Annotated in this window: 19 protein-coding genes; 3 read left to right on the top strand and 16 right to left on the bottom strand. The window is 71.1% G+C overall.

Going from position 1 to position 22839, the window contains the following annotated elements; translation table 11 throughout:
• Positions 1-36: 36 nt before the first annotated feature.
• Entirely contained in the window at positions 37-1368 is a 1332-nt protein-coding gene (locus N8I87_RS35500) for a DUF6777 domain-containing protein (protein ID WP_263214917.1), read from the bottom strand.
• Between the two features lie 101 nt (positions 1369-1469).
• On the opposite strand from N8I87_RS35500, the gene N8I87_RS35495 reads away from it, so the two are divergent.
• A complete protein-coding gene (locus N8I87_RS35495) occupies positions 1470-2891 on the top strand; it encodes a lipase maturation factor family protein (protein WP_263214916.1) in 1422 nt (473 codons plus the stop codon).
• Here the strand turns inward: N8I87_RS35495 and N8I87_RS35490 are convergent.
• Genes N8I87_RS35490 through N8I87_RS35455 form a run of 8 tightly spaced genes read right to left on the bottom strand, consistent with a single transcriptional unit; the run spans position 2879 to position 10721 of the window.
• A complete protein-coding gene (locus tag N8I87_RS35490; protein WP_263214914.1) occupies positions 2879-3718 on the bottom strand; it encodes an amidohydrolase family protein in 840 nt (279 codons plus the stop codon). The genes N8I87_RS35495 and N8I87_RS35490 overlap by 13 nt on opposite strands.
• Positions 3715-4029 carry an L-rhamnose mutarotase gene (locus tag N8I87_RS35485; RefSeq protein WP_263214912.1) on the bottom strand — a complete coding sequence of 105 codons (315 nt, stop codon included), beginning with the start codon at positions 4027-4029 and terminating at the stop codon, positions 3715-3717. Before N8I87_RS35485 ends, N8I87_RS35490 begins: the two co-directional genes overlap by 4 nt.
• The gene (locus N8I87_RS35480) at positions 4026-4994 is read right to left on the bottom strand and encodes an aldo/keto reductase (RefSeq protein WP_263214911.1); all 969 of its coding nucleotides are present in this window, start codon (positions 4992-4994) and stop codon (positions 4026-4028) included. The genes N8I87_RS35485 and N8I87_RS35480 overlap by 4 nt, the downstream gene beginning before the upstream one ends.
• Complete coding sequence (locus N8I87_RS35475; RefSeq protein WP_263214909.1) at positions 4991-5746, bottom strand: SDR family NAD(P)-dependent oxidoreductase; 756 nt, start codon at positions 5744-5746, stop codon at positions 4991-4993. The genes N8I87_RS35480 and N8I87_RS35475 overlap by 4 nt, the downstream gene beginning before the upstream one ends.
• Complete coding sequence (locus tag N8I87_RS35470) at positions 5743-7083, bottom strand: L-fuconate dehydratase (protein WP_263214908.1); 1341 nt, start codon at positions 7081-7083, stop codon at positions 5743-5745. Before N8I87_RS35470 ends, N8I87_RS35475 begins: the two co-directional genes overlap by 4 nt.
• A 41-nt stretch (positions 7084-7124) precedes the next feature.
• On the bottom strand, positions 7125-8150 hold the full coding sequence (locus tag N8I87_RS35465; protein WP_263214906.1) for an ABC transporter permease: 1026 nt from the start codon (positions 8148-8150) through the stop codon (positions 7125-7127).
• Positions 8143-9645, bottom strand: a complete 1503-nt coding sequence (locus tag N8I87_RS35460) for a sugar ABC transporter ATP-binding protein (RefSeq protein WP_263214905.1) — start codon at positions 9643-9645, stop codon at positions 8143-8145. Before N8I87_RS35460 ends, N8I87_RS35465 begins: the two co-directional genes overlap by 8 nt.
• A complete protein-coding gene (locus tag N8I87_RS35455) occupies positions 9642-10721 on the bottom strand; it encodes a sugar ABC transporter substrate-binding protein (protein WP_263214904.1) in 1080 nt (359 codons plus the stop codon). The genes N8I87_RS35460 and N8I87_RS35455 overlap by 4 nt, the downstream gene beginning before the upstream one ends.
• Positions 10722-10885: 164 nt before the next feature.
• Between N8I87_RS35455 and N8I87_RS35450 the strand changes: the two genes are divergently transcribed.
• A complete protein-coding gene (locus tag N8I87_RS35450; protein WP_263214902.1) occupies positions 10886-11587 on the top strand; it encodes a FadR/GntR family transcriptional regulator in 702 nt (233 codons plus the stop codon).
• 15 nt (positions 11588-11602) lie between these two features.
• Here N8I87_RS35450 and N8I87_RS35445 read toward each other — a convergent pair whose 3' ends face one another.
• The 7 genes from N8I87_RS35445 to N8I87_RS35415 are packed head-to-tail and all read right to left on the bottom strand — an operon-like array spanning position 11603 to position 21523.
• A complete protein-coding gene (locus N8I87_RS35445; RefSeq protein ID WP_263214901.1) occupies positions 11603-12070 on the bottom strand; it encodes a DUF4231 domain-containing protein in 468 nt (155 codons plus the stop codon).
• 7 nt (positions 12071-12077) lie between these two features.
• Positions 12078-15113 (bottom strand): alpha-mannosidase, encoded by a 3036-nt coding sequence (locus N8I87_RS35440; RefSeq protein ID WP_263214900.1) that lies wholly within the window; start codon positions 15111-15113, stop codon positions 12078-12080.
• Between the two features lie 29 nt (positions 15114-15142).
• Positions 15143-17143, bottom strand: a complete 2001-nt coding sequence (locus N8I87_RS35435; RefSeq protein ID WP_263214898.1) for an endo-beta-N-acetylglucosaminidase — start codon at positions 17141-17143, stop codon at positions 15143-15145.
• Positions 17140-18396: a glycoside hydrolase 5 family protein gene (locus N8I87_RS35430; protein ID WP_263214896.1), complete on the bottom strand. Its 1257-nt coding sequence runs from the start codon at positions 18394-18396 to the stop codon at positions 17140-17142. The genes N8I87_RS35435 and N8I87_RS35430 overlap by 4 nt, the downstream gene beginning before the upstream one ends.
• A 29-nt stretch (positions 18397-18425) precedes the next feature.
• Entirely contained in the window at positions 18426-19331 is a 906-nt protein-coding gene (locus N8I87_RS35425) for a carbohydrate ABC transporter permease (protein WP_263214894.1), read from the bottom strand.
• Complete coding sequence (locus tag N8I87_RS35420; protein ID WP_263214892.1) at positions 19328-20224, bottom strand: carbohydrate ABC transporter permease; 897 nt, start codon at positions 20222-20224, stop codon at positions 19328-19330. The genes N8I87_RS35425 and N8I87_RS35420 overlap by 4 nt, the downstream gene beginning before the upstream one ends.
• A 6-nt stretch (positions 20225-20230) precedes the next feature.
• Positions 20231-21523 (bottom strand): ABC transporter substrate-binding protein, encoded by a 1293-nt coding sequence (locus N8I87_RS35415; protein WP_263214890.1) that lies wholly within the window; start codon positions 21521-21523, stop codon positions 20231-20233.
• Positions 21524-21743: 220 nt separating this feature from the next.
• On the opposite strand from N8I87_RS35415, the gene N8I87_RS35410 reads away from it, so the two are divergent.
• Complete coding sequence (locus tag N8I87_RS35410) at positions 21744-22811, top strand: LacI family DNA-binding transcriptional regulator (protein ID WP_263214889.1); 1068 nt, start codon at positions 21744-21746, stop codon at positions 22809-22811.
• Positions 22812-22839: the final 28 nt, after the last annotated feature.

Raw genomic sequence — 22839 nt, 5'->3', positions numbered from 1 at the left:
CCGATTCTTCGACCGGGATCGAGGACACGGTGGGGCTCAGCCGCCGACGACGCCGGTGGGGCTGTCGAAGATGCTGCCGGTGACGGTCGTACCGTCGTCGGGGACGAGCCCGCCGCCGTCGGACAGGTCGGGGACGTCCGGGACGGTCCCGGGGCCGGTCTCGTCGGCGGTGTCCGGGGAGGCCGCGGACCGGGTGGAGTCCGTGGAGGGCTTGGCGATGCCGGGGGTGGGCCTGCCGCCGACGGGAGCCTGCTGGGTGCCGGGGACGGTCGCGGTCGGCGTCCTCGTGGCGCAGCCCGGCGCCTGCGGCCGTACCGGGGCCACGGTGCCACCGACGTCCGCGGCGACCGGGGCCGAGGCGCCGCCGGAGTCCGGGCGGCGCGTGGACGTCGGGGTGGCACAGCCGGACGGGACCGCGGAGGGGGCGGTCACCGGCGCCCTGCCGCTCTCACCGGGGGAGGCACTGGGACGGTTCTCGTGCTCGTGCGGCTTCGGCCGCTGGGTGCGCGACGGCTGTGTCGCGCTCACCGGAGGGTGTACGACGTGGTCGTGCTGGACGTCGTGGCCGATCGGGCGTTCGATCCAGGCGTGGGACCCGAGGTCGATGATCGTGATGCTGGTGACGGCGTGCGGTGCCGGCGTCACCTCGATAACCTCGCCGGGCCGGTAGCCCGACCAGACATGCCCGCCGATGCCGGAGCCACTGTGCGTCGCCGTGGGCGGCTTCAGCGGGTTGCCGCAGGCGCAGCGCACGCGCGGCACACCGCGGTCGTCGACCAGCACGGCGGTGCCGGCCTGCAGGACGGACTGGAATCCGGCCGCCCGCCCGTCCCGGAACCCGTGATTGGTGACCCGGGTGTCCGCGCGCAGCACGACCGGCGTCAGACCGCGCAGATATCCGGGTACCGCCTTCCGGGTGATGCCCTCGGCCCGGGCGAACGCGCTGCCCCTGGCCGGGTCGGCGGCCAGATACCCGATCTGCCGCTCGACGTCGCAGCTGCCGACCCGTGCGGTGCCGCCGTACAGGCCGGGCGTACCGCCGGAGACGGACCGCACCCCGCTCCCGGTCACGGAGATGTTCCCGATGCGGCCGCCCGACTGCGCCGCCCGGGTGAACTGGTCCGCGGAGTCCGGGCCGCCGGTCGCCGTGGATCCGGTGAAGGGGTCGGGTCCCTGGACCGCGACCGGCTGGAGGAAGACCTCGCCGCTCGGACCGGTGACCCTGATGCCATCGCGGGCGCATCCGACGACGAGGAGCGCCGCCGCGAGCAGACAGGCCAGAGGGGCCATGACGGCAGTTCCGGTGGGTATCCGCACCACGTTCTCCCACATCAGCCGGGACAATTCGTGCACTATTGTCTGCTTCACTCGCTTGGGTCACGCAAGTGGAGCGGTGCGGTACGCACAGTGACGAGCACGTGGGGCGCGCCGTGCTCGCGGCGCCACAATGGAGGCAGGAGCGCACGGCCGTGGACTGGTTCACCGCACCCGAGTACTGGTGGAGCCGACTGATCTTCCAGCGGGCTCTGGCCGGCGTGTATCTCGTCGCGTTCCTGACCGCGGCCCTGCAGTTCCGCGCCCTGCTGGGCGAGCGGGGCATGCTGCCGATCCCCCACTTTCTGCGCCGGGTACGGTTCCGGGACGCGCCCAGCCTGTTCCACCTCCACTACTCGGACCGGATGTTCGCGGGCTGCTGCTGGGCGGGCTGCGCCGTGTCGGCGGCGCTGCTCGCGGGCCTGGACTCACAACTGCCCCTGTGGGGCGGGCTGGTGCTGTGGCTGGTGCCCTGGGCGCTGTATCTGTCGGTCGTCAACGTCGGCCAGACCTGGTACGCGTTCGGCTGGGAGTCGCTGCTCCTGGAGGTGGGCTTCCTCGGCGCCTTCGTGGGCAACGACGAGGTGGCGCCGCCGGTCGTGGTGCTGTTCCTGCTGCGCTGGATCCTGTTCCGCGTCGAGTTCGGCGCCGGTCTGATCAAGATGCGCGGCGACGCCTGCTGGCGGAAGCTGACCTGCCTCTACTACCACCACGAGACCCAGCCGATGCCGGGCCCGCTGAGCTGGTTCTTCCACCATCTGCCGCAGCCGTTGCACCGCGTCGAGGTGGCCGCCAACCACTTCACCCAGCTCGTGGTGCCGGTCCTGCTGTTCACCCCGCAGCCGATCGCGACGGCCGCCGCGTCCCTGATGATCGTCACCCAGCTGTGGCTCGTGCTGTCCGGCAACTTCTCCTGGCTGAACTGGATCACGATCGTGCTGGCCCTGTCGGCGCTGCGGATCCCCGCCGCCGCGCCGTCCGTGCCGCCGGCGCCGCTCTGGTACGAGATCGTGGTCCTCGCCGTGGCCGCGCTCATCGTCTGGCTCAGCTACCGCCCGGTGACGAACATGATCTCCCGCCGCCAGGTCATGAACCGCTCCTTCGACCCGCTGCACCTGGTGAACACCTACGGCGCGTTCGGCAGCGTCAGCCGTATCCGCTACGAGGTGGTGGTGGAGGGCACGCTCGACGACGTCCCGCACGAGGACGCGCGCTGGCGGGAGTACGAGTTCAAGGGCAAGCCGGGTGATCCACGGCGCTGGCCGCGCCAGTTCGCGCCGTACCATCTGCGGCTGGACTGGCTGATGTGGTTCGCCGCGCTCTCGCCCGCGTACGCCGGGTCCTGGTTCGGCGGCCTGGTGGAGCGGCTGCTGGAGAACGACCGGGACACGCTGAAGCTGCTGCGTGGCTCGCCGTTCCCGCCCGACGAGCCGCCCCGCTACATCCGCGCCCGTCTCTTCCGCTACCGCTACACGACCTGGCGGGAGCTGCGGGAGACGGGCGCGTGCTGGGAGCGGACGTTTGTGCGGGAGTATCTGCCGCCGACGCGGCTCGCCGAGACTGTTCAGAGGCGGTAGACACGGGTGGCGGTGCCCGAGAGGACGGCGGCGCGCTCCGGCTCGCTGAGCTCGGCGGTCAACTCCCCGGCGACGATGAGCACTTCGCCGTAGCCGGCGGCCAGTGTGCACACCGGCCAGTCCGAGCCGAACATCAGGCGGTGCGGGCCGAAGGCCTCCAGGGCCACGTCCGTGTAAGGGCGCAGGTCGCCGACCGCCCAGGAGGCGTGGTCGGCCTCGGTGACCAGGCCGGAGAGCTTGGCCACCGTGTTGGGGAGTGCGGCGAGGGTACGGACTGCCGTCGCCCAGGGCTCGGGCTCCCCCGAGGCGATGGGGGGTTTGCCCAAGTGGTCGAGGACGAAGGTGAGCCCGGGCAGCCATGCGGCCGCCTCGGCGCAGGCGGGGAGCTGATGGGGCAGTACGACGAGGTCGTACACCAGGCCCGCGTCGGCCACGGCGGCGAGCCCTCGGCGGACGTCCGAACGAAACAGCCACTGTGGGTCAGACTCGCCCTGGACCTGGTGACGGATGCCCTTCAGGTACCGGCCGCCGGTGAGTTCGCGCAGCCGGGCCAGTTCGTCGGCGACATCGGGGCGGGTCAGATCGGTCCACCCGACGACCGCGCCGACGAGCTCGTGCGCCTCGGCAAGGGCGAGGAACTCGGGGGTCTCCTCGGGCACGGTGACCGTCTGGACCAGAACCGTGCGGTCGACTCCGGCCGCACGCGCCTGCGGTGCTAGTTCGGCGAGAGTGAAGTTCCGGCGCAGCGGCCGCAGTTCGGGACCGCTGATCCAGTCCTGGTCGCGGACCGAGAGGTCCCAGACGTGGTGGTGGGCGTCGACGATCACGGCAGCTCCCACACGACGGGCAGGCCGGCGCCCGCGCCGTCGGCGGAGTAGTCGTGCACGACGTCGAGTAGTTCGGCCATCCGCATCTGCCAGGTGACATTCACCGGCAGCTTCTCCAGTTCGGCGAGGAGGCGGCCGTAGTCCTCGCACTCCAGGAGGTGGAAGAGATCGGTACGGCTGCGCCAGATCGTCCAGGACGTGGCCCCGGCGGCCCGGATGGCATCCGTGAGCTCGACCGGAACCTCACGATGAGCGGCCTCGTACGCGGCCACGCGATCCGCGCGGACCTTCGTGTGCAGGGCGACTCTCATGACAGCTCCTCGCTCGGCAGAAGGCCCGCCTGTCGGAGGTCCCGCCAGCAAGCCTCCGGGACCGTGGCCTCGAACTGGTCGGCGCAGTCGTGGACTTCGGACGCCGAGCGGGCCCCGACCAGGACGCTCGCGATCGCCAGGTGCGCGGCGCAGAAGGCGAGGGCGACGGCACGCAGGGTGGTGCCGTGGTGCTCGGCGATCGTCTTGAGGCGTAGGGCGCGGTCCAGCAGTTCCTGCGGCGCCGCCTCGTAGTCGTACGTCGCTCCCGACCGTGGATCCGCCAGCAGGCCGGAGTTGAAGGCGCCGCCGATGACGACCGACGTGCCGCGTTCGCGGGCGGCCGGGAGCAGGTCGGTGAGCGCGCTGTGGTCGAGGAGGGTGTAGCGGCCGGCGCACAGCACCACGTCGACGTCGGTCTCGCGGACGAAGCGGGTGAGCATCGCGGTCTGGTTCATGCCCGCGCCGATCGCGCCGACCACGCCCTCGCCCCGGAGTTTCGCCAGGGCCGGGTATCCCTCGCGGAAGGCCTGTTCGGCGTGGTCGTCGGGGTCGTGGAGGTAGGCGACGTCCACCCGGTCGAGGCCGAGCCGTTCCAGACTGGCCTCCAGGGTGCGGCGGATGCCGTCGGCGCTGAAGTCCCACACGCGGCGCCATGTGGCGGGCACGGCGAAGCCGTTGGCCAGGTCGTCGCCGGGCAGGTCCGCGGGTTCCAGGCGGCGGCCGACCTTCGTGGAGACCGTGTACTGCGCCCGGGGGAAGTTCCGAAGGGCCGCGCCCAGTCGTCGTTCGGACAGGCCGAGGCCGTAGTGCGGGGCGGTGTCGAAGTAGCGGATGCCGCGCTGCCAGGCGGCGGCCACCGCCTCGTGCGCCTGCCCCTCGCCGACCTCGGTGTACAGGTTGCCGATCCCGGCGGCACCGAAGGCCAGCGCGCTGACCTCGACGCCGCTGCGGCCGAGGGCGCTCATCGGCCCGCCGGGCGCGGCCTGAGGCCCTGCATGCCGCCGTCGACGGCCAGGGCGGTGCCGGTGGTGGCGCCGGACAGCGGGCTCGCCAGGTAGGCGATGGCGCCCGCGACCTCTTCCGCGGAGACGAGGCGGCCGGTGGGCTGCCTGGCTTCGAGTGCGGCGCGCTCGGCGGCCGGATCCGGTGCCGCGTCCAGCAGCCGGCCGATCCACGGGGTGTCCGCGGTGCCGGGGTTGACGCAGTTGACGCGGATGCCCTCGCGGACGTGGTCGGCGGCCATGGCCAGGGTCAGGGAGTACACGGCGCCCTTGGTGGCGCTGTAGAGCGCCCGCCCGGGCAGTCCGGCGGTGGCGGCGATGGAGCAGGTGTTGACGATCGCGGCGTGCCGCGACCGGCGCAGGTGCGGGAGGGCGGCTCGGGCGGTACGGACCATCCCGAGGACGTTGACGTCGAAGACGCGGCGCCATTCCGCGTCGTCGTTGTCCTCGACGGTGCCCTGGGCGCCGATGCCGGCGTTGTTGACGAGTATGTCCAGCCCACCGAGTTCCCCGGCCGCCAGCTCGACTGCCGCGCGCACCGAGACGTCGTCGGTGACATCGGCCCGGCAGCCGAGCAGTGGCTTGTCCACCGACGACGGGTCGACGTCCAGGACGGCGACCCGGGCGCCGCGTGCGGCCAGGAGTGCGGAGGTGGCCCGGCCGATCCCGGAGGCGCCGCCGGTCACCAGGGCGTTCAGTCCCTCGAAGTCGCTCACGCCGCCCGTCCCTTCTGTGTGTCGGGGTCGGCGGCCCAGAAGGTGCCGCCGGGGAAGGTGTACCGCGCGATGGACTCGGGCCGCATGGTGGCCGAGAAGCCAGGCGTGGTGGGTGCCGTGTAGTGACCCTGGCGGATCACCACCGGGGCCAGGAAGTGCTCGTGCAGATGGTCGACGTACTCGATGACGCGGTCGTCCGTGGTGCCGGAGACCGCGAGGTAGTCGAACATCGCCAGGTGCTGGACGAGTTCGCACAGTCCGACGCCGCCCGCGTGCGGGCAGACGGGGACGCCGAACCTGGCCGCGAGCAGCAGAATGGCGAGGTTCTCGTTGACGCCGCCGACCCGGGACGCGTCGATCTGGACCACGTCGAGAGCGCCCGCCTGGAGCATCTGCTTGAAGACGATCCGGTTCTGGACGTGCTCGCCGGTGGCGACCTTGATTGGGGTGACGGCCCCGCGGATCGCGGCGTGTCCGAGGACGTCGTCGGGGCTGGTGGGCTCCTCGATCCAGTACGGGTCGAACTCCGCGAGGGCCTTGGTCCAGCGGATCGCCTCGTCGACGTTCCAGCGCTGGTTGGCGTCGACGGCCAGGCGGATGCCGGGTCCGACGACCGAGCGGGCGACCCGGCAGCGGCGTACGTCGTCGGCGAGGTCGGCGCCCACCTTCAGCTTGAGCTGCCGGAAGCCGTCGGCGACGGCCCGGGCGGCCAGCCGGGTGAGCTTGTCGTCGTCGTAGCCGAGCCAGCCGGCGGAGGTGGTGTAGGCGGGGAAGCCGCGCTCCAGCAGCCGGACTCTGCGCTGCGCGGCCCCTTCCCGGCCACGGCGCAGCAGGTCCAGCGCCTGCTGGGGGGTGAGCGCGTCGGTGATGTACCGGAAGTCGATCTGGCGCACGATCCACTCGGGTTCGGCGTCGGCGAGCAGTTGCCACAGCGGCTTGCGTGCGCGTTTGGCCGCGAGGTCCCAGACCGCGTTCACCAGGGCCCCGATCGCCATGTGCATCACGCCCTTCTCGGGCCCGAGCCAGCGCAGTTGGCTGTCCCCGATCAGATCACGGTGGAGCGAGCCCGGGTCGTCGCACAGGTCGTCCACGGAGCGGCCGAGCACATGGCCCCGCAGTGCGTCGATCGCGGCGACCTGGACCTCGTTGCCCCGCCCGATGGTGAACGTGAACCCGTGCCCCTCGTGTCCGTCGGGCGCGTCGGTGCGCAGCACGGCGTACGCCGCCGAGTAGTCGGGGTCGGGGTTCATCGCGTCTGAGCCGTCCAGCTCGCGCGAGGTGGGGAAGCGGATGTCGTAGGTGTCGAGCGCGGTGACACGGGCGGGGGGCGGGGTCACGGAAGGGCCTTTCGGTCGGTGAGGAGGGGGCGGGCGGGGGGTCAGTCCTGGGCCCGGCCCGTCGTCACGCGGGCGATCATGAGGGCGACGAGGATGATCCCGCCGTAGATGGCCTGGATCCAGAACGACGGCACCTGGGCGAGGGTGAGCAGGTTCTGTACGACACCCAACAGGAGTACGCCGGTGAGCGCGCCGGACATGGTGCCCTTGCCGCCGTCCAGGCCGATGCCGCCGATCACGGCCGCCGCGAACACGGTGAAGATCATGTTGTTGCCCTGGTTGGCGCTGATCGCGCCGACATAGCCGGTCTGCATGATCCCGCCGACCGAGGCGAGGACCCCCGCGACGACGAACACGCCGAGCATCACGCGCTCGACCCGGATGCCGGCCGCCCGGGCCGCGTCCGCGTTGCCACCGATGGCGTACAGGGCGCGGCCGACACGGTGGTACTTCAGTACGAACCCGGCGGCGGCGAAGGCGACGGCGGCGAGCCACACCGACATCGGGACGGAGAGGAAGGTGGTGGTCGCCAGCGAGTAGAAGCTGTCCGGCATGCCGAAGAGCGTCTTGCCCTTGGTCGCGCCGACCAGCAGTCCGCGCAGCACGATCAGCATCGCGAGCGTGACGATGAACGCGTTGAGCCGGAACTTGACGACCAGGATGCCGTTGAAGGCACCGACGGCCGCGCCGACGAGGAGGACGGCGAACAGCGCGAGCGGTGCCGGGAGTTCGGTGCCCCAGCCGGACTGGGCGGAGGGCAGCACCAGAAGCGCTCCGACGGCGGGCGCGATGCCGACGACCGACTCCAGGGACAGGTCGAACTTTCCGGTGATGAGCACCAGCGACTCGGCGAGCACGACCATCGCCAGCGCGGCGGAGGCGCCGAGGACGGAGACGAGGTTGCGCTCGGTCAGGAACGAGTCGTTGACCGCCGCACCGAGCGCCATGAGCAGCAACAGGGCGGGTACGAGGGCGAGTTCGCGGGCCCGGCGAATCAGTACGGCCCTGGCCGCCCACGGGTCGGCGGAGCGTACCGGGGTGAGCGGTGGGGCCTTGGTGTCAGCCATGGTCCACTCCTTCGATGGAGGCGATCAGCTCGTGGTCGCGCCAGCCGGCCGGGTGCTCGGCGACGACGCGGCCGTGGAAGAGGACGAGGACGCGGTCGCAGCGGCGCAGGTCGTCGAGTTCGTCGGAGACGACGAGCACGGCGGTGCCGTCCTCGCGGGCGCCGTCCATGCGGGCCAGCAGGGACTCCTTGGACTTCACGTCGACGCCGGCGGTGGGGTTGATGAGGACGAGGAGGCGGGGGTCGGAGGCGAGCGCGCGGGCCATGACGACCTTCTGCGCGTTGCCGCCGGAGAGGTCGGCGACGGGCTGTTCGGGGCCCTCGGTGTGGATGTCGAGGCGCTCGATCAGCTCGGTGGCGAAGCCGCGCCTGCGCCGGGTGCCGACGAAGCCGTGACGGCCGAGCCGGTCCAGGACGCTCATGGTGGTGTTGTCGCCGATGGTCATGGAGGGGACGAGGCCCTGTTCGTGCCGGTCGCGGGGGACACAGCCGACGCCCGCCGTCAGCGCGGCCCGCACGTCGCCGAAGGGGAGCGCCTTCCCGTCGATCCGGGCCGACCCGCCGCTCGGGGTGTGCAGTCCGGCGAGCGACTCGGCGAGCTCGATCTTGCCGCTGCCGCTGGTTCCGGCGAGTCCGACGACCTCACCGGCGCGAACGGTGAGGTCGACGTCCCGGTACGCGGCGGAGTGGAGGCCGCGCACGTCGAGCACGACGGGGGAATCGGCGGCGACGGTGGCGCGCGCGTGGTCGTACCGGGTGACCGTCTCCCCCGCCATCGCCTCCACCAGGGCCGCCCTGGGCAGGTCGGCGACGGGGGCGGTGGTGATCCAGCGGGCGTCGCGCAGCACGGTGACGGTCTGGCAGACCTCGTACACCTCCTGGAGGTGGTGGGAGATGAACAGGAAGGTGACGCCGGAGTCCTGGAGCGCCCGCATGCGACTGAACAGCCGCTCGATCTCACGGTTGTCGAGCTGGGCGGTCGGCTCGTCGAGCACGATGAACCGGGCGCCGAAGCTCAACGCCCGTGCGATCTCGACCATTTGACGGTCCTCGACCTTGAGGTCGGCGGTGCGGTCCTCGGGGTCGACATGGACGTCCCAGGTGTCGAGGAGTTCGGCGGCCTCGGTCTTCAGCCTGCGCCAGCTGATGAAACCCCGGTTGAGCGGCTGGCGGTTGATGAAGAGGTTCTCGGCAACCGTCGACTCCGGTACGACCGTGGGCTTCTGGTAGACGCAGGCGACCTTGCTCCGCCAGGCGTCGCGGTCGCCGAGCGGGGGCGCGGGCCGGCCGTCGAAGCGGACCGTGCCCTCGTCCGGCGCCTGGAGGCCGGTGAGGACGCCCACAAGGGTGGACTTGCCCGCGCCGTTGCGGCCGACCAGGGCGTGGGACTCGCCGGGCAGCACGGTGAGGCGGCCGTCGGCGAGGGCGAGGGTGGGGCCGTAGCGCTTGACGATGCCGCGTGCCTCCACCAGCGGCGCGTTCTCGGGTGCGCTCATTGGACCGTGTTGCCCCACAGCTTCGGGTCGTCGACGTTGTCCTTGGTGACCAGGGGCGCGGGCAACTGGTCCTCGAGGATGCCGCTGGGCAGCTTGACGATCGTCGAGTCGTGGTCGGTGGGGCCGGGCCGGAACGTCTTCCCCTCCATCGCCGCCTTGATGTAGTACATGCCGTACTTGGCGTAGGCGTCGGCCGGCTGGGAGACGGTGGCGTCGATCTCGCCCTTGCGGATGGCGTCGTACTCCTGCGGGATGCCGTCGTTGGAGACGATGGCGATGTGGCCCTTCTGGCCCGCCGCCTTGAGCATGTTCTTCGACTTGAGGGTCTGCAGGGTGGGCGCCAGATACACCCCGCCCGCCTGCAGGTAGATGCCCTTGATGTCGGGGTTGGCGTTGAGGAGCGTGTCGAGCTCGGAGGCCGCGGTGTCGGACTCCCACTTGGCGGGGATCTCCAGCACCTTGAGCTTCGGGTAGTTCTTCTTCACGCAGGTCCGGAAGGCCTCGGAGCGGTCACGGCCGTTGACCGAGGCGAGGTCGCCCATGATCTGCACGACCTTGCCGCCGGTGATGTGCTTGCCGAGGTAGTCGCAGGCCTTGGTGCCGTAGGCGACGTTGTCGGCGCGGACGACCATGGCGACCTTGCCCTTGTCGGGCGCGACGTCGACTGCGACGACCGGCACTCCCTTGCGGTCGGCCTGGTCGAGTCCGGCCTCGATGGCGGCGCTGTCCAGCGGGGCGACGACCAGGCCGCTGACGCCCTGGGTGAGCTCGTTGTTGATGTCGGTGATCTGTTGCGAGGCGTCGCTGTTGGAGTTGACGGTCTTCAGCGCGTCGACGCCTTCCGACGTGGCCATCTTCGGCACGTAGTCGTTGTACGACTGCCAGAACGGCGAGGTCAGCAGGGGCAGGATCACCCCGACCTTGCCGGTGCCGCCGCCCTTGGCACCCGTGGCGCCGTCGTCCTTGGTGCTGCCGCAAGCGGCGAGTACGAGCGAGGCGCCGACGGTGAGGGCCGCCACGCCGATGATCCGGGTCCTGTTCCGCTTCCTCGGTTTCCTCAGTGTTCTGCCGGGCATCTGACAGCTCCTCATCGAGCGTGTTCGAGCAGATGCCCGCATACTTATCAGACCATTCCCTTGGCACAACAGCCCGCGAACGCAGATTTCGCCGCTTCTTGCCCGTAGTGGTCGGACCACCTTGGTGGTTAGACTGCGACGCACTCGGCGACTGGAGGAATGGCGTGGAGGAAGAAGCCCCGCAGAAGGGCACCGTGACGCAGCGCGCCATCGAGCGGATCAAGGCGATGATCGCCGACGGCAGCCTCGAGCCGGGCCAGCGTCTGCCCACCGAGCGGGATCTAGCCGCCCAGCTGGGCATTTCCCGCAGCTCGATGCGTGAGGCGATCCGCGCGCTGACGGTGCTGGGCGTCCTGGAGGCCCGGCACGGATCCGGGATCTATGTGACCGCGCTGGAGGCGGGCGACCTCCTGGAGACCTTCGGGGTGGTCGCCGACCTCTCCCGGGGCCCGCGTCTGGTCGAACTGCTGGAGGTGCGCCGGATCCTGGAGTCCACGGCGACCGCCCTGGCCGCCGCGCGCATCACCCCGGACCGGCTCGCCGAGGTGGAGAAGCATCTGACGGCGATGAACGCCACCGACGACCCCGAGGAGATCCTCGCCCACGACCTCGCCTTCCACCGCGAGATCGCGGCCGCCGCGGGCAACGACACCATGGCGGCGATCCTGGAGGGCCTGTCCTCCCGCACCTTCCGCGCCCGCGTCTGGCGCGGCTACCAGGAAGAGGGCGCGTTCGCCCGCACCCGCCGCGAACACGCGGCGATCCACCGCGCCCTGGCCGCCCGCGACCCGGACGCGGCCCGCGCGGCGGCGGCCGCACACGTGTGCGAGGTGGAGGAGTGGCTCAGAGCCCAACTGGGGCCCTGACCCGCCCGCATCCGCTCAGCCTCCCACCGCGGGCACCGGCGGCTCCGGGCGCCCTCCCCGCGCCTCGGACCACGCCCGCAACTCATTCGCCCCGACCTCCTCGACCACCGTCTGCAGCGCCTGCCGGGCCTCGGTGTCGCGTTCGGACTCGGGCAGGAGGAGGTAGCGGTCGATCGCCCGGCGCAGGGTTTCGCGCGCCTGCGCGGCCAGCACCCAGCGCGAGCCGGCGCCGTACAGCTGACGCATGCCGGTGAAGAACACGGCGCCGCCCGCGATCAGCGCGGTCAGCCAGGCGGGAGCATGCAGACCGGCCGCCACGACCGTCACCGACGTGGTGAGGAGAGCGCCGAGCTCGGTGACGTGGTGCAGCCTCCTGGACCGGTCACAGGTCCGCGCGTAGAACGTCAACTCCCGTCGGGCGAGGGCGAGCAGGGGATCGGGCTCCGCGGCCCAGGAGTTGTCGGGGACCCTTGTTCGTCTCATCGGCACATCATCGTAGGTGGGCCCGCGCCAGGGAAAGCCTCAACGTCACCAGTTCGAACGGGCGCAGCCGTACGGTGACGCGATCGCCGTCCCGCTCCGGGGCCGCCCCCTCGTCCCAAGGCCGCTCCAACAGGTCCGTGGCCGTGACGTCCGCGACCTCGAAGCCCGCCTTCAGCGTCGGCCTGGCCCGCCCGCCGTGGGCCTCGTGCAGGCGCACCACCACGTCGTCGCTGCCGTCGTCCGCGAGTTTCACCGCCGTGATCACGACCGCGTCGTCGTCCACCGTGACGAGCGGAGCGACCTCGTGGGCGCCGGTCAGCCTGCGTTCCGGGAGGTTGATCCGCCAGCCCTCGCGGACCGCGTCGCCGATGCCCGCGCCCGGTACCAGCGCGTGCCGGAAACGGTGGACGCCCTGGTCGGTCTCGGGGTCGGGGAAGCGCGGGGCACGCAGCAGGGAGACGCGCACCGTGGTGGTCGTACCGCGGTCGCCGTCGGTGCGCACGGTACGGGTGACGTCATGGCCGTACGTCGAGTCGTTGACGACCGCGACTCCCCACCCTGGCTCCTCCAGATGGACGAAGCGGTGGTTGCAGGCCTCGAACTTGGCCGCCTCCCAGGAGGTGTTGGTGTGGGTGGGCCGGTGGAAGTGCCCGAACTGGGTCTCGGACGCATACCGTTCGGCGTGCAGGTCCAGCGGGAAGGCCAGCTTGAGGAACTTCTCCGTCTCGTGCCAGTCGACCTCGGTGTCGAGGACCAGCCGCCGCTCGCCCGGCGGCAGCGACAGCATCTGGGTGACCCGGGAGGCGCCGAAGGACCGTACGATCCGCACCGACCGGCCGTCCTCCCCCTCGGTCACCTCGTCGGTGTCCGTGAGGTCGGTGACCGTGTTGCGGTAGAAGGCGTCGACGTCCCAGGCGTCCCACATGTTCGGGAAGTCCGGGTGGAGTTGCAGGAGGTTCGCCGCCCGGCCCGGGGCGACCGTCTCGCGGTCGGCCTCGATGTCGTACACCGACACGACCAGGCCGTGGGCGTCGATCACGATCCGCAGCAGGCCGTTGTCCAGCACGTGTCCGCCGTCCGGGCCGGCTGCCAGGGTCGTCCCGCCCTCGGTCACCGGGGTGCCCGCGCCGCCCGCCGGGATACCGGCCCTGGCGTGCGGGGCCGCGTTGAAGGCGAGGGGGGTCGGCCCCTCGCCGGCCAGGGCCCGCTGGGCCGCGTCGATGATCGCGTCGAGCTCGGCGGCGAGACGGTCGTACGTGGCACGGGCCTCGCGGTGCACCCAGGCGATGGAGGAACCGGGCAGGATGTCATGGAACTGGTGCAGCAGGACCGTCTTCCAGATACGGTCCAACTCTTCGTACGGGTAAGGGAATCCGGTGCGCACGGCAGCGGTCGCCGCCCACAGCTCCGCCTCGCGCAGGAGGTGTTCGCTGCGGCGGTTGCCCTGCTTGGTCCGCGCCTGGCTGGTGAGGGTGGCGCGGTGGAGTTCGAGGTAGAGCTCACCGACCCAGACGGGCGGATGGGCGTACTCGGCCTCCGCCTTCTCGAAGAAGGCTCCGGGGCTCTCCCAGACGACCGTCGCCGAGCCCTCCAGGTCGCGCAGTCTGGCGGCCTTGGCGACCATCTCGCGGGTCGTGCCACCGCCTCCGTCTCCCCAGCCGGTGGGCGCGAGGGAGTGCCGGGCGGATCCCTTGTCCTTGAAGTTGCGGGCCGCGTGGGCGATCTCGGCGCCGCGCATGGAGCAGTTGTAGGTGTCGACGGACGGGAAGTGCGTGAAGATCCGCGTGCCGTCGATGCCCTCCCACTGGAAGGTGTGGTGCGGGAACTTGTTGGTCTGCGACCAGGAGATCTTCTGCGTGAGCAGCCACTTGGCGCCCGCGGCCCTGATGATCTGCGGCAGCCCCGCGGCGAAGCCGAAGGTGTCGGGCAGCCAGGCCTCGTCGTTCTCGATGCCGAACTCGTCGAGGAAGAACCGCTTGCCGTGCACGAACTGACGGGCCATCGCCTCCGAGCCGGGCATGTTGGTGTCCGATTCCACCCACATGCCACCGGCCGGCACGAACCGACCGTCCGCCACCGCCTTCTTCACCCGCGCCCATACCTCGGGCCGGTGCTCCTTCACCCATGCCCACTGCTGGGCCTGCGACATGGCGAAGACGAAGTCGGGTTCGTCCTCCAGGAGCGCGGTCATGTTGGCGGTCGTACGGGCGACCTTGCGGACCGTCTCGCGCAGCGGCCACAGCCACGCCGAGTCGATGTGCGCGTGGCCGACGGCGCTGATGCGGTGGGCGGAGGGGACGGCGGGAGCGGAGAGGACCTCGGTGAGGCATGAACGGGCCCGCGCCGCCGAGCCATTGACGTCCTGGAGGTCGATGGCGTCGAGCGCCCGCTCCAGCGCGCGCAGGATGTCCCAGCGGCGGGCCGACTCCACGGGCAGCTCGGCCATCAGCTCGCCGAGCACCTCCAGGTCGATCACCAGCTGCCACACGGTCTCGTCGAAGACCGCGAGGTCCATGCGGGCGAGGGTGTACTGCGGTTCGCTGCCCGCGGTCTCCTTGTCGCCCAACTGCGTGGGCCGGAAGGGGTGGTAGTCGAGGATGACGGGGTTGGAGGCCGCCTCGATGTGCAGCCGTATCTCCTCGCCGCCCTCGACGGGCGCGCCGACGCGCACCCACTGGTTGCGGGGGTTGAGGCCCTTCACCGGGGTGCCGTCGGGCCGATAGACCAGGCCCTCGCACTGGAAGCCGGGCATGTTCTCGTCGAAGCCGAGGTCGAGGAGGGCTTCGACGGTCTTTCCGGCCCAGGCCTCGGGCACGGTCCCGGTCACGCGGAACCAGCTGGTGCCCCAGGGCGCACCCCACCGGTCGCCGACCGCGATCGGCTCGGGCTCGGCCGTGAGCCCCTCGTCGACCGGTACGGGTTCGCCGGGCGCGTGCCACACCGCGACCTGGAGGGGCACGGACTCGGGGTACACGGCGGGGCGGACGCGTTCGTCGAGGACGCGCCTCAGTCGGGCTTCGACCAGGCTGCGGTCGTCATGCATGCGGGGTGCTCCCTGCTGGGTTCCGGTGATTACCAGGTGTGGGTGACGGTCACGGGAGGCGAGGCGTTGTACAGCTCCCCCACCGAGCGCATTTCGAATCGTGCGGTCGTCTCTCCCGGTGCGGGTTGCAGACCGGCCACGTGGTAGGCGCGCTGACAGGTACCGCCGAGGAAACGGCGGGTGCCGTCGGGCAGGAGGCGGTGGAGCTCGTAGTGGCGTACGGGGCCGGGAGCGGCGCCCCAGGCGAAGCGCAGGTCGCCCCCGGAGGCGGCAGTGATCCGCAGGTCGGCGGGGGCAGCCGGGGTCGCGGCGGTGTCGTGGACGGCGAGGCCGCCCAGCCGCCAGCGCACGGAGCCGCCGCCCGGGACGGTGAGACGGATACCGAGGGCGTGGATCGTCCCGGACAGGCCGGTGAGCCGTACCGTCGACGTGTGCCAGGCGTTGACCGAGTTCACAGGCAGGTAGGCGTACGGCAGTGTCGCACCGGCGCCGCCCGGCTCGGCGGTGGCAACAGCGAGCTCGACGTTCACACCCCCAGCGTCGGCCCGATGCGTCAGCTCGACAACCGTGTCAACAGTGATCGGCAGCCGTGTCGCATACAGGTCCAGCACGACCGGTTGATCCAGTTCACCGTCCACCAGCACACTGCTGCCGCCCCGCCACGCGTCCGCGAAGTCGAAGGTGACGGTCGGCCGCTGCCCCCTCGCGCGCACCACCCATCGGCGGGACGGCAGCCGGTCCTGGAGGCCGAGGTGGTTCCACGGCGTGTCCGAGGCGACCGCTCCGTCCTGGTACCAGCGCAGCCCGTGCCCGGTGTTGAAGACGCTCGCGAACGGCACCGACGACACGGTCGAACGGTCCGCGACCGACACCGCCGGCGCCCGCCACGGGTCGCTCCCGTCCGGCCGCGACGGATCCAGCGACCGCCCGGTCCAGAACCGGTCGTCGGCGGCGTGGAAGTCGCCCGGGGTGCGCCCCGCCGGCAGATGGTTGCGCGTCCACTCGGGCCGGTAGAAGCCGATCGAGGTGACGTGTGTCTTCCCGGTCGGCACGATCGCGTCCCAGTTCACCGAGGTGTTCGAGCCGCCTGACTCGACATCGACGCCCGCCCACAACTCATAGCGGCTGCGCCCCAGTTGGACGGCCTTGCGCCCCGAGGAGGCGAGCGTGCCCGAGCTCCAGCGGAAGTCGACGAACATGTCGTCGGCGGCCTGGAAGAACGCCTGGTTCCGGCTGTCGAGCGCCCCCTGCCAGCTCACGCTCCCGTTCACGGTCATGGCGTCGTACCAGGTGACCCGCTGCCCCTGCGCCGCGGCGAGCAACTTCAGCTCCCGTACGAATCCGAGCATGGCGGAGCCCAGGGCGCTGTTCCCGCCGCCCGTCTCGGCGTTCACGAACCAACCGTCGAAGCCGTGGGCCGCCGCCACGGCCACGAGCTGCGCGGCCAGCGGGTAGTGCCCGGTGGAGTCCTTCTGGACGAGGTCGCGGGTCCACTGGAGCTGACCGCCGTAGGCGACGGGCGGCAGGAAGATGTTGCCGAGGACGGGCACGCCGTGCCGGTGGGCGGCGTCCACGATCGGCGCGTTCGGGGCGAGGATCAGTCCCTCGCCCGCCGAGCCGCCCCAGAAGACGAGTTCGTCCAGGTACGCCCAGTGGGTGAGGGCGTAGTAGTCGGCGGTGGCGGAGCCCTGGGACGGGTTGCTCGACGTGGGCCCGAAGGCGACCAGCGCCTGGACGCGGGCCTGGCCCGAGCGGGCGGTGGTGTTGGCCGCGGTCGGGGTGAAGCGGGCGGCGAGCGGCACCGTGGCCGCGTTGAAGGCGAGGTCGGGGTCGTCGGCGGCCCGCCAGCTCTTCAGGCTGCGCCAGGTGACGCCGGTGTCCGGGGTGCCCGAGGGGAACGAGTCCGGGTACCAGTAGGAGGCGTACGGCTGGGTCGCGGCGCCGGCCTTCGGGGCCGCGGCGCCGGGCAGGGACGGCGTCAGGGCCGCCGCGCCGGCGGCGATCAGGACGGTGCGTCGGGTGGGGTTCACGAGCGGGTGCCTCCTTGTGGGGTGGGGAGTACCTGGTCGGGAGTGACGACTTCGGTGATGCCGCGGGCGGCGAGGTGGTCCTTGTCGTCCGCGCGGGAGTCGAGGACGGTGGTGGGGCGGGCGCCGTCGGCCACCAGCCGGAAGAAGGCATCGAAGACGGGTCCGCCGGGGGCGCACCGGGAGCGGTGGGCCGGGTCGGCGGGTACGACGAGTGCCGTAGCGCGGGCAGTGGGTGCGGCCCGGGGTGCGCGAGCGGCGGCCGCCAGCACGCGCGCGATGTCCTTGGGCCGTCGGTCGTTGGTCAACAGGCCCAGTGCGTATTCGAGTTCGGGGAAGTCGGCGAGCGTGCGGGAGACGTCGTGGGAGCACCACCAGGTGATGCCCCACAGATCGGGGCAGTCCAGCGCGTTCGCTACGGTGGCCTCGGTGAACGCAGGCGCGTGCGCGGCCGGGATGAACGGGGCGGGCGCGCCGACCTCCTGGAGCCACACGGGCCGGTGCGGGTCGTCGGCCCAGGCCTTGCTCAGTTCGATCAGATACGTGGCGTGGTGTTCGGTCGGCACGGAGGCACGGCCGTGGCGCTGGGCGGTGCCGTCGAAGACCCAGGAGTGCACGGCGGTGACGCCGCCGAGGCGGGCCGAGTGCTCCGGGGTGAACGGCTGGTCGTCCTGGTACCAGGCGGCGTCGTACGAGGCGTGCAGATGGAGCCGGCCGGGAGCACCGTCGGCGCAGGCGGCGAGGAGCCGGGACAGCCACCGTGCCGCCTGCTCGGCGGTGATGCGGTCGGGGTCGGGGTGGGGCCCGGCGGCGAACTGGTTGACCTCGTTGCCGATCGTCATCCCGATGAAGTTGGGCCGGTCGGCGAGGGCGGCCGCGAGGGTCCGCAGATAGCCGGCCTCCGCCTCGACCACGTCCGGGTCCGTGAAGAGGTTGCGCCGGTGCCAGGTGCCCGTCCAGGCGGGCAGGAAGTCGAAGCTGCTCAAGTGCCCCTGCAGTCCGTCCACGTTGACGTCGAGGCCGCGCTCGTCGGCGGCGTCGGCGAGCGCGACGAGTTGCTCCACGGCACGCGGCCGGATCAGTGTGCGGTTCGGCTGGAAGTACGGCCACAGCGGGAAGACCCGGATGTGATCCAGGCCCAGTGCGGCGATCGAGTCGAGGTCGGCGCGTACGGAGTCGAGGTCGAAGTCCAGCCAGTGGTGGAACCACCCTTCGCTCGGGGTGTAGTTGACGCCGAAGCGCACGGCAGGAGGCATGCGGTGTCCTTGCGAGCGGTGGTCGGGGTTCAGCCCTTGACGGCGCCCTCGCCGACCCCGCGGAAGAAGTACCGCTGGAGACAGGCGAAGAGGGCGATGAGCGGTGCCACGGCGATGACCGTGCCGGCGGCGACGAGCCGTTCGTCGCCCGCGAAGGTGCCGTGCAGATAGTTGAGTCCGATGGTGAGGGTGAACCTGGACGGGTCGCTGAGCACGATGAGCGGCCACAGGAAGTCGTCCCAGGCGCCCATGAAGGCGAAGATCGCGACGACGGCGAGGGTCCCCTTGACCGAGGGCAGGGCGATCCGCAGGAACCTTTGCCAGGCGCTCGCGCCGTCGACGAAGGCCGCCTCCTCGATCTCGTACGGCAGGTTGCGGAAGGCGTTGCGCATCAGCAGGACGTTCATGGCGCCGATGGAGCCGGGCAGGACGACGCCGATGAGGGTGTTGTTGAGGCCGAGTTCGCGCATGGTGGTGAACTGGGCGATGACGATGCCCTCGACGGGGACGAGCATCGCCAGGACGAAGACGAGGGTGGCGACCCCGCGGCCCCGGTAGCGCAGCCGGGCCAGCGCGTACCCGGCGAGCGCCGAACCGACGCAGTTGGTCACGACGTTGGCGCCGGCGACCTTCAGTGAGTTGAGGGCGTAGTCCCAGACGGGGATGGTGTCGGCGACCCGCGCGTAGTTGTGCAGGGTGGGATGGCCGGGCAGGAACGTGGGCGGGGAGCTGAAGATGTCCTCGGTGGGGCCCTTGAGCGAGGTGGACAGCTGCCACAGGAACGGTCCGACGGTGAGCGCGAGCACGATGAGCAACAGCGTGTAGCGGAGCGCCAGTTCCCACACCCGGATGCGGCGTCCGTGCTCGTCGGTGACCCGGGTCTCGCGGGCGGCGGCGGGCGCCCGCGGGGGTCGTACCTTCTCGATGACGCTCATGTCCCGTCCCTCCGGTCGGCGCACAGGACCAGCAGCATCAGTACGACGGTCACGGCGAAGACGACGACGGACAGGGCGGAGGCGTAGCCGAGGCGGCCGGTCAGGCCGGTGCCGGTGCGCTGGACGAGCATCACGAGGGTGGTGTCCTCGCCGGCCGGGCCGCCGCTCGGGCCCGCCATCAGATAGACCTCGGAGAACACCTTGAAGGCGGCGACCGAGGAGAGCGCGGCGACCAGGACCATGGTCGAGCGCACGGCGGGCACGGTGACGTTCAGGAAGCGGCGCACGGGGCCCGCGCCGTCCACCGCCGCGGCTTCGTGGAGTTCGCGGGGGACGTTCGCCAGCGCGGCCAGATAGATGATCATGTAGTAGCCGAGGCCCTTCCAGACCGTGACGGCCATGGCGCTCAGCAGGAGCAGCCACTGGTCGCTGAGGAAGCCGACCCGGCCGATCCCGAGCGTCTCCAGGAGGGAGTTGACCAGTCCGCGTTCGTCCAGCAGCCACACCCAGATGAGCCCGACCACGACGATCGACGCGACGACCGGGGTGTAGAAGGCGGACCGGAAGAAGGTGATGCCGGGGATGTTCTTCTGCACCAGCAGGGCGAGCAGCAGCGGCAGGACGACCAGTGCCGGTACGACGCCGAGGACGTAGAGCGAGCTGTTGCGCAGCCCGGTCCAGAACATGTCGTCGTGGAGCAGTTCGCGGAAGTTGGCGAGGCCCACGAAGCGGCCCGGGATCAGGGTGCGCCGGTCGGTGAGGGAGTTGTGCAGGGTGGAGAGGAAGGGGTAGAGCACGAAGGCGCCAGTGACGAGGAGCCCCGGGGCCGCGAACAGCCATGGGCTGGTGGGGAGTTGGCGCCGCACCCGGGAGCGTGCCGTGAGATCCGCCATGCCGGTTCAGCCCTGCTGCTGGAGGAGCCGGTCACAGGCCTTGACAGCGTTGTCAAGAGCCGTCTTGGGGCTCTCCTTGCCCTGCAGCGCCTTGGCCACCTCGTTGCGCAGCGCGGTCTTCATCTGCTCGCTGAACAGCACCGGCGTGTAATTGACCGCGTTCTTCAGGGACTTGGCGGCGGCGATCCGCACCTTCGTCTCGTCGGTCCCGTCCTCCTTGGTGAAGTACGGGTCGCCGAGCGAGCCGGCGGTGCTCGGGAAGATGGCGACCTTCTTGGCGAAGGACATCTGGTTCCGCGCGTCGGTGACGTAGTGCGCGAAGGCGACCGCCGCGGGCGGGTGCTTGGTGCGGGAGTTGACCATCACGCCCATCACATACATGTTGACGTGGCCGGTGCTGGTGATCTGGTCGGTGATGCCGATGTTCCGGTACAGGTTCGGCGCCTGCTTCTTGAAGTTGCCGAGGTCGAGGGCGCTGCCGGGGTTCATGGCGACGGCCTCGGTGAGGAACTTCTTGCCGGAGGACTCCGGGGTCGCGGTCAGGGCCTGCGGGTCGAGCGCCTTGGCGTCGTACAACTCCTTGTACTTGGTGAGGAGTTCGACGCCCTTCGCGTCGTCGAAGGCGAAGCCGGTGCCCTGCTGGTTCATGAGCTCGACGCCGTAGCGCCCGAAGTCCTCGATCGTGGGCACGTTGGCGAGGGTGGCGACCTTGCCGTCGCTCTGCCGGGCCACCTTCAGGGCGTCGGCGAAGAGTTCGTCGTAGGTCTTCGGGGGCTGTTCCGGGTCGAGCCCGGCCTTCTTGAACAGGGACTTGTTGTAGAACAGCGGGCCGGTGTTCAGATACCAGGGGAAGGCGTACGTCCCGCTCGTCCCCGGTATCCGGTGGCTCGCCCAGGCCCCGTCCAGGTACTCGGACTTGTACCGGGCGGCGGCCTTGTCGAGGTCGAGCGCGAGGCCCGCCCTGGCCAGCGGGGCGACGAGGTCCGGTGAGACGTTGACGACGTCGGGCAGGGTGCCGCCCGCCGCGTCGGCGCTGATCTTGTCGGCGTATCCCTCGGCGGGCTGGTCGATCCACTTCACATGGGTCCCGGGGTACTTCTTCTCGAAGTCGGCGATCACGCCCTCGAAGTAGGGCTTGAAGTTTGCGCGCAGATTCCAGGTCTGGAAGGTGATGTCGCCCTCGACCTTGCCGGAGGCGTCGGTCGATCCGCCGCCGTCGTCGCCGGAGCCGCAGGCACTCAGCGGCAGGACGAGGGCGGCGACGGCGGCAGCGGCGAAGGCTCTGCGGGATGTGGGCACGGTGACACGACTCCCTTGGCGGCGTTGGCGGCTGGGACGCCAGCGACCATGCCCGCGGCGTTTGGGAGAAGTCAATGGATTGGCCACAGCTAAAGAAATTCTCCTGACATTAGTGCAGGTCAAGACAGCATGGCCGAAAACTTGCCATGGATCGCTAATGCGCTTTAGGGTTCTCGTACTCAAGCGCATTAGCTGCAATCCGCGCAGAAATGGGAGCAACGTGACAGCCAAGCGTTCCCCCGCCCGCCGGCCGACGATGAAGGACATCGCGCAGCGCGCCGGTGTCTCCGAGAGCGCGGTGTCCTTCGCGCTCAACGGCCGTCCGGGCGTCTCCGAGGTCACCCGTGACCGGGTGCGCCGGGTCGCCGAACAGCTGGGCTGGCGGCCCAGCGCGGCGGCCCGCGCGCTGTCCGGGGAGGGCGCGGCCACGGTCGGCTTCGTCCTGGCCCGTCCCGCCCACACGCTCGGTGTGGACTCCTTCTTCCTGCAGCTCGTCGCCGGGATCCAGGAGGTGCTGGCGGAGCGTCATCTCGGACTGCTGTTCCAGGTGGTGGAGGACGTCGCCGACGAGTGCGCGGTGTACCGGCGCTGGTGGGCCGAGCACCGGGTGGACGGTGTGCTCGTCGTGGACCCGCGCGCGGACGATCCGCGTCCCGATCTGCTGGACGAACTCGGCCTGCCCGCCGTGGTGATCGGCGGCGCGCCCGACGAGCGGCACCCCGGTCTGTCGACGGTGTGGGCGGACGACGCGGGCGCGATGGCCTCGGTCGTCGACGAGTTGACCGCGCTGGGCCATCGCCGGATCGTCCATATCGCCGGACTGGCCGGGCTCGCGCACACCCAGCGCCGTATCCGCACGCTGCGTGCCGAGGCCGAGCGGCGGGGTCTGACCGGCGTGACGTCGGTGACCACCGACTACTCGGACGCGGAGGGCGCCGCGGTGACCCGCCGAGTGCTGCGCGGCTCCCCTCCCCCGACCGCCCTCATCTACGACAACGACGTGATGGCGGTCGCCGGTGTCGCCGCCGCCGCCGAACTCGGCTTCTCGGTCCCGGCGGACGTGTCCGTGGTGTCCTGGGAGGACTCGGCGCTGTGCCGCATGGTCAAGCCGTGGCTGTCGGCGCTGTCCCGGGACAGCGGGGAGTTCGGGCGTACGGCGGCACGCGAGCTGACCGCGCTGCTCGACGGGGGCGCGGCGCACGCGGTGCGGGTGCCGGTGCCGCGCCTGACGGTCCGGGGCAGCACCGCGGCCGCCGCTCGCCACGATGAGCCGTCCGTGTCAACTTGACCCGGTCCTGAAGGACCGGGCTTGGAGG

It is taken from the genome of Streptomyces sp. HUAS 15-9 (assembly GCF_025642155.1).
Classification (GTDB): domain Bacteria; phylum Actinomycetota; class Actinomycetes; order Streptomycetales; family Streptomycetaceae; genus Streptomyces.
This window is presented reverse-complemented; position numbering and strand designations above follow the sequence as displayed.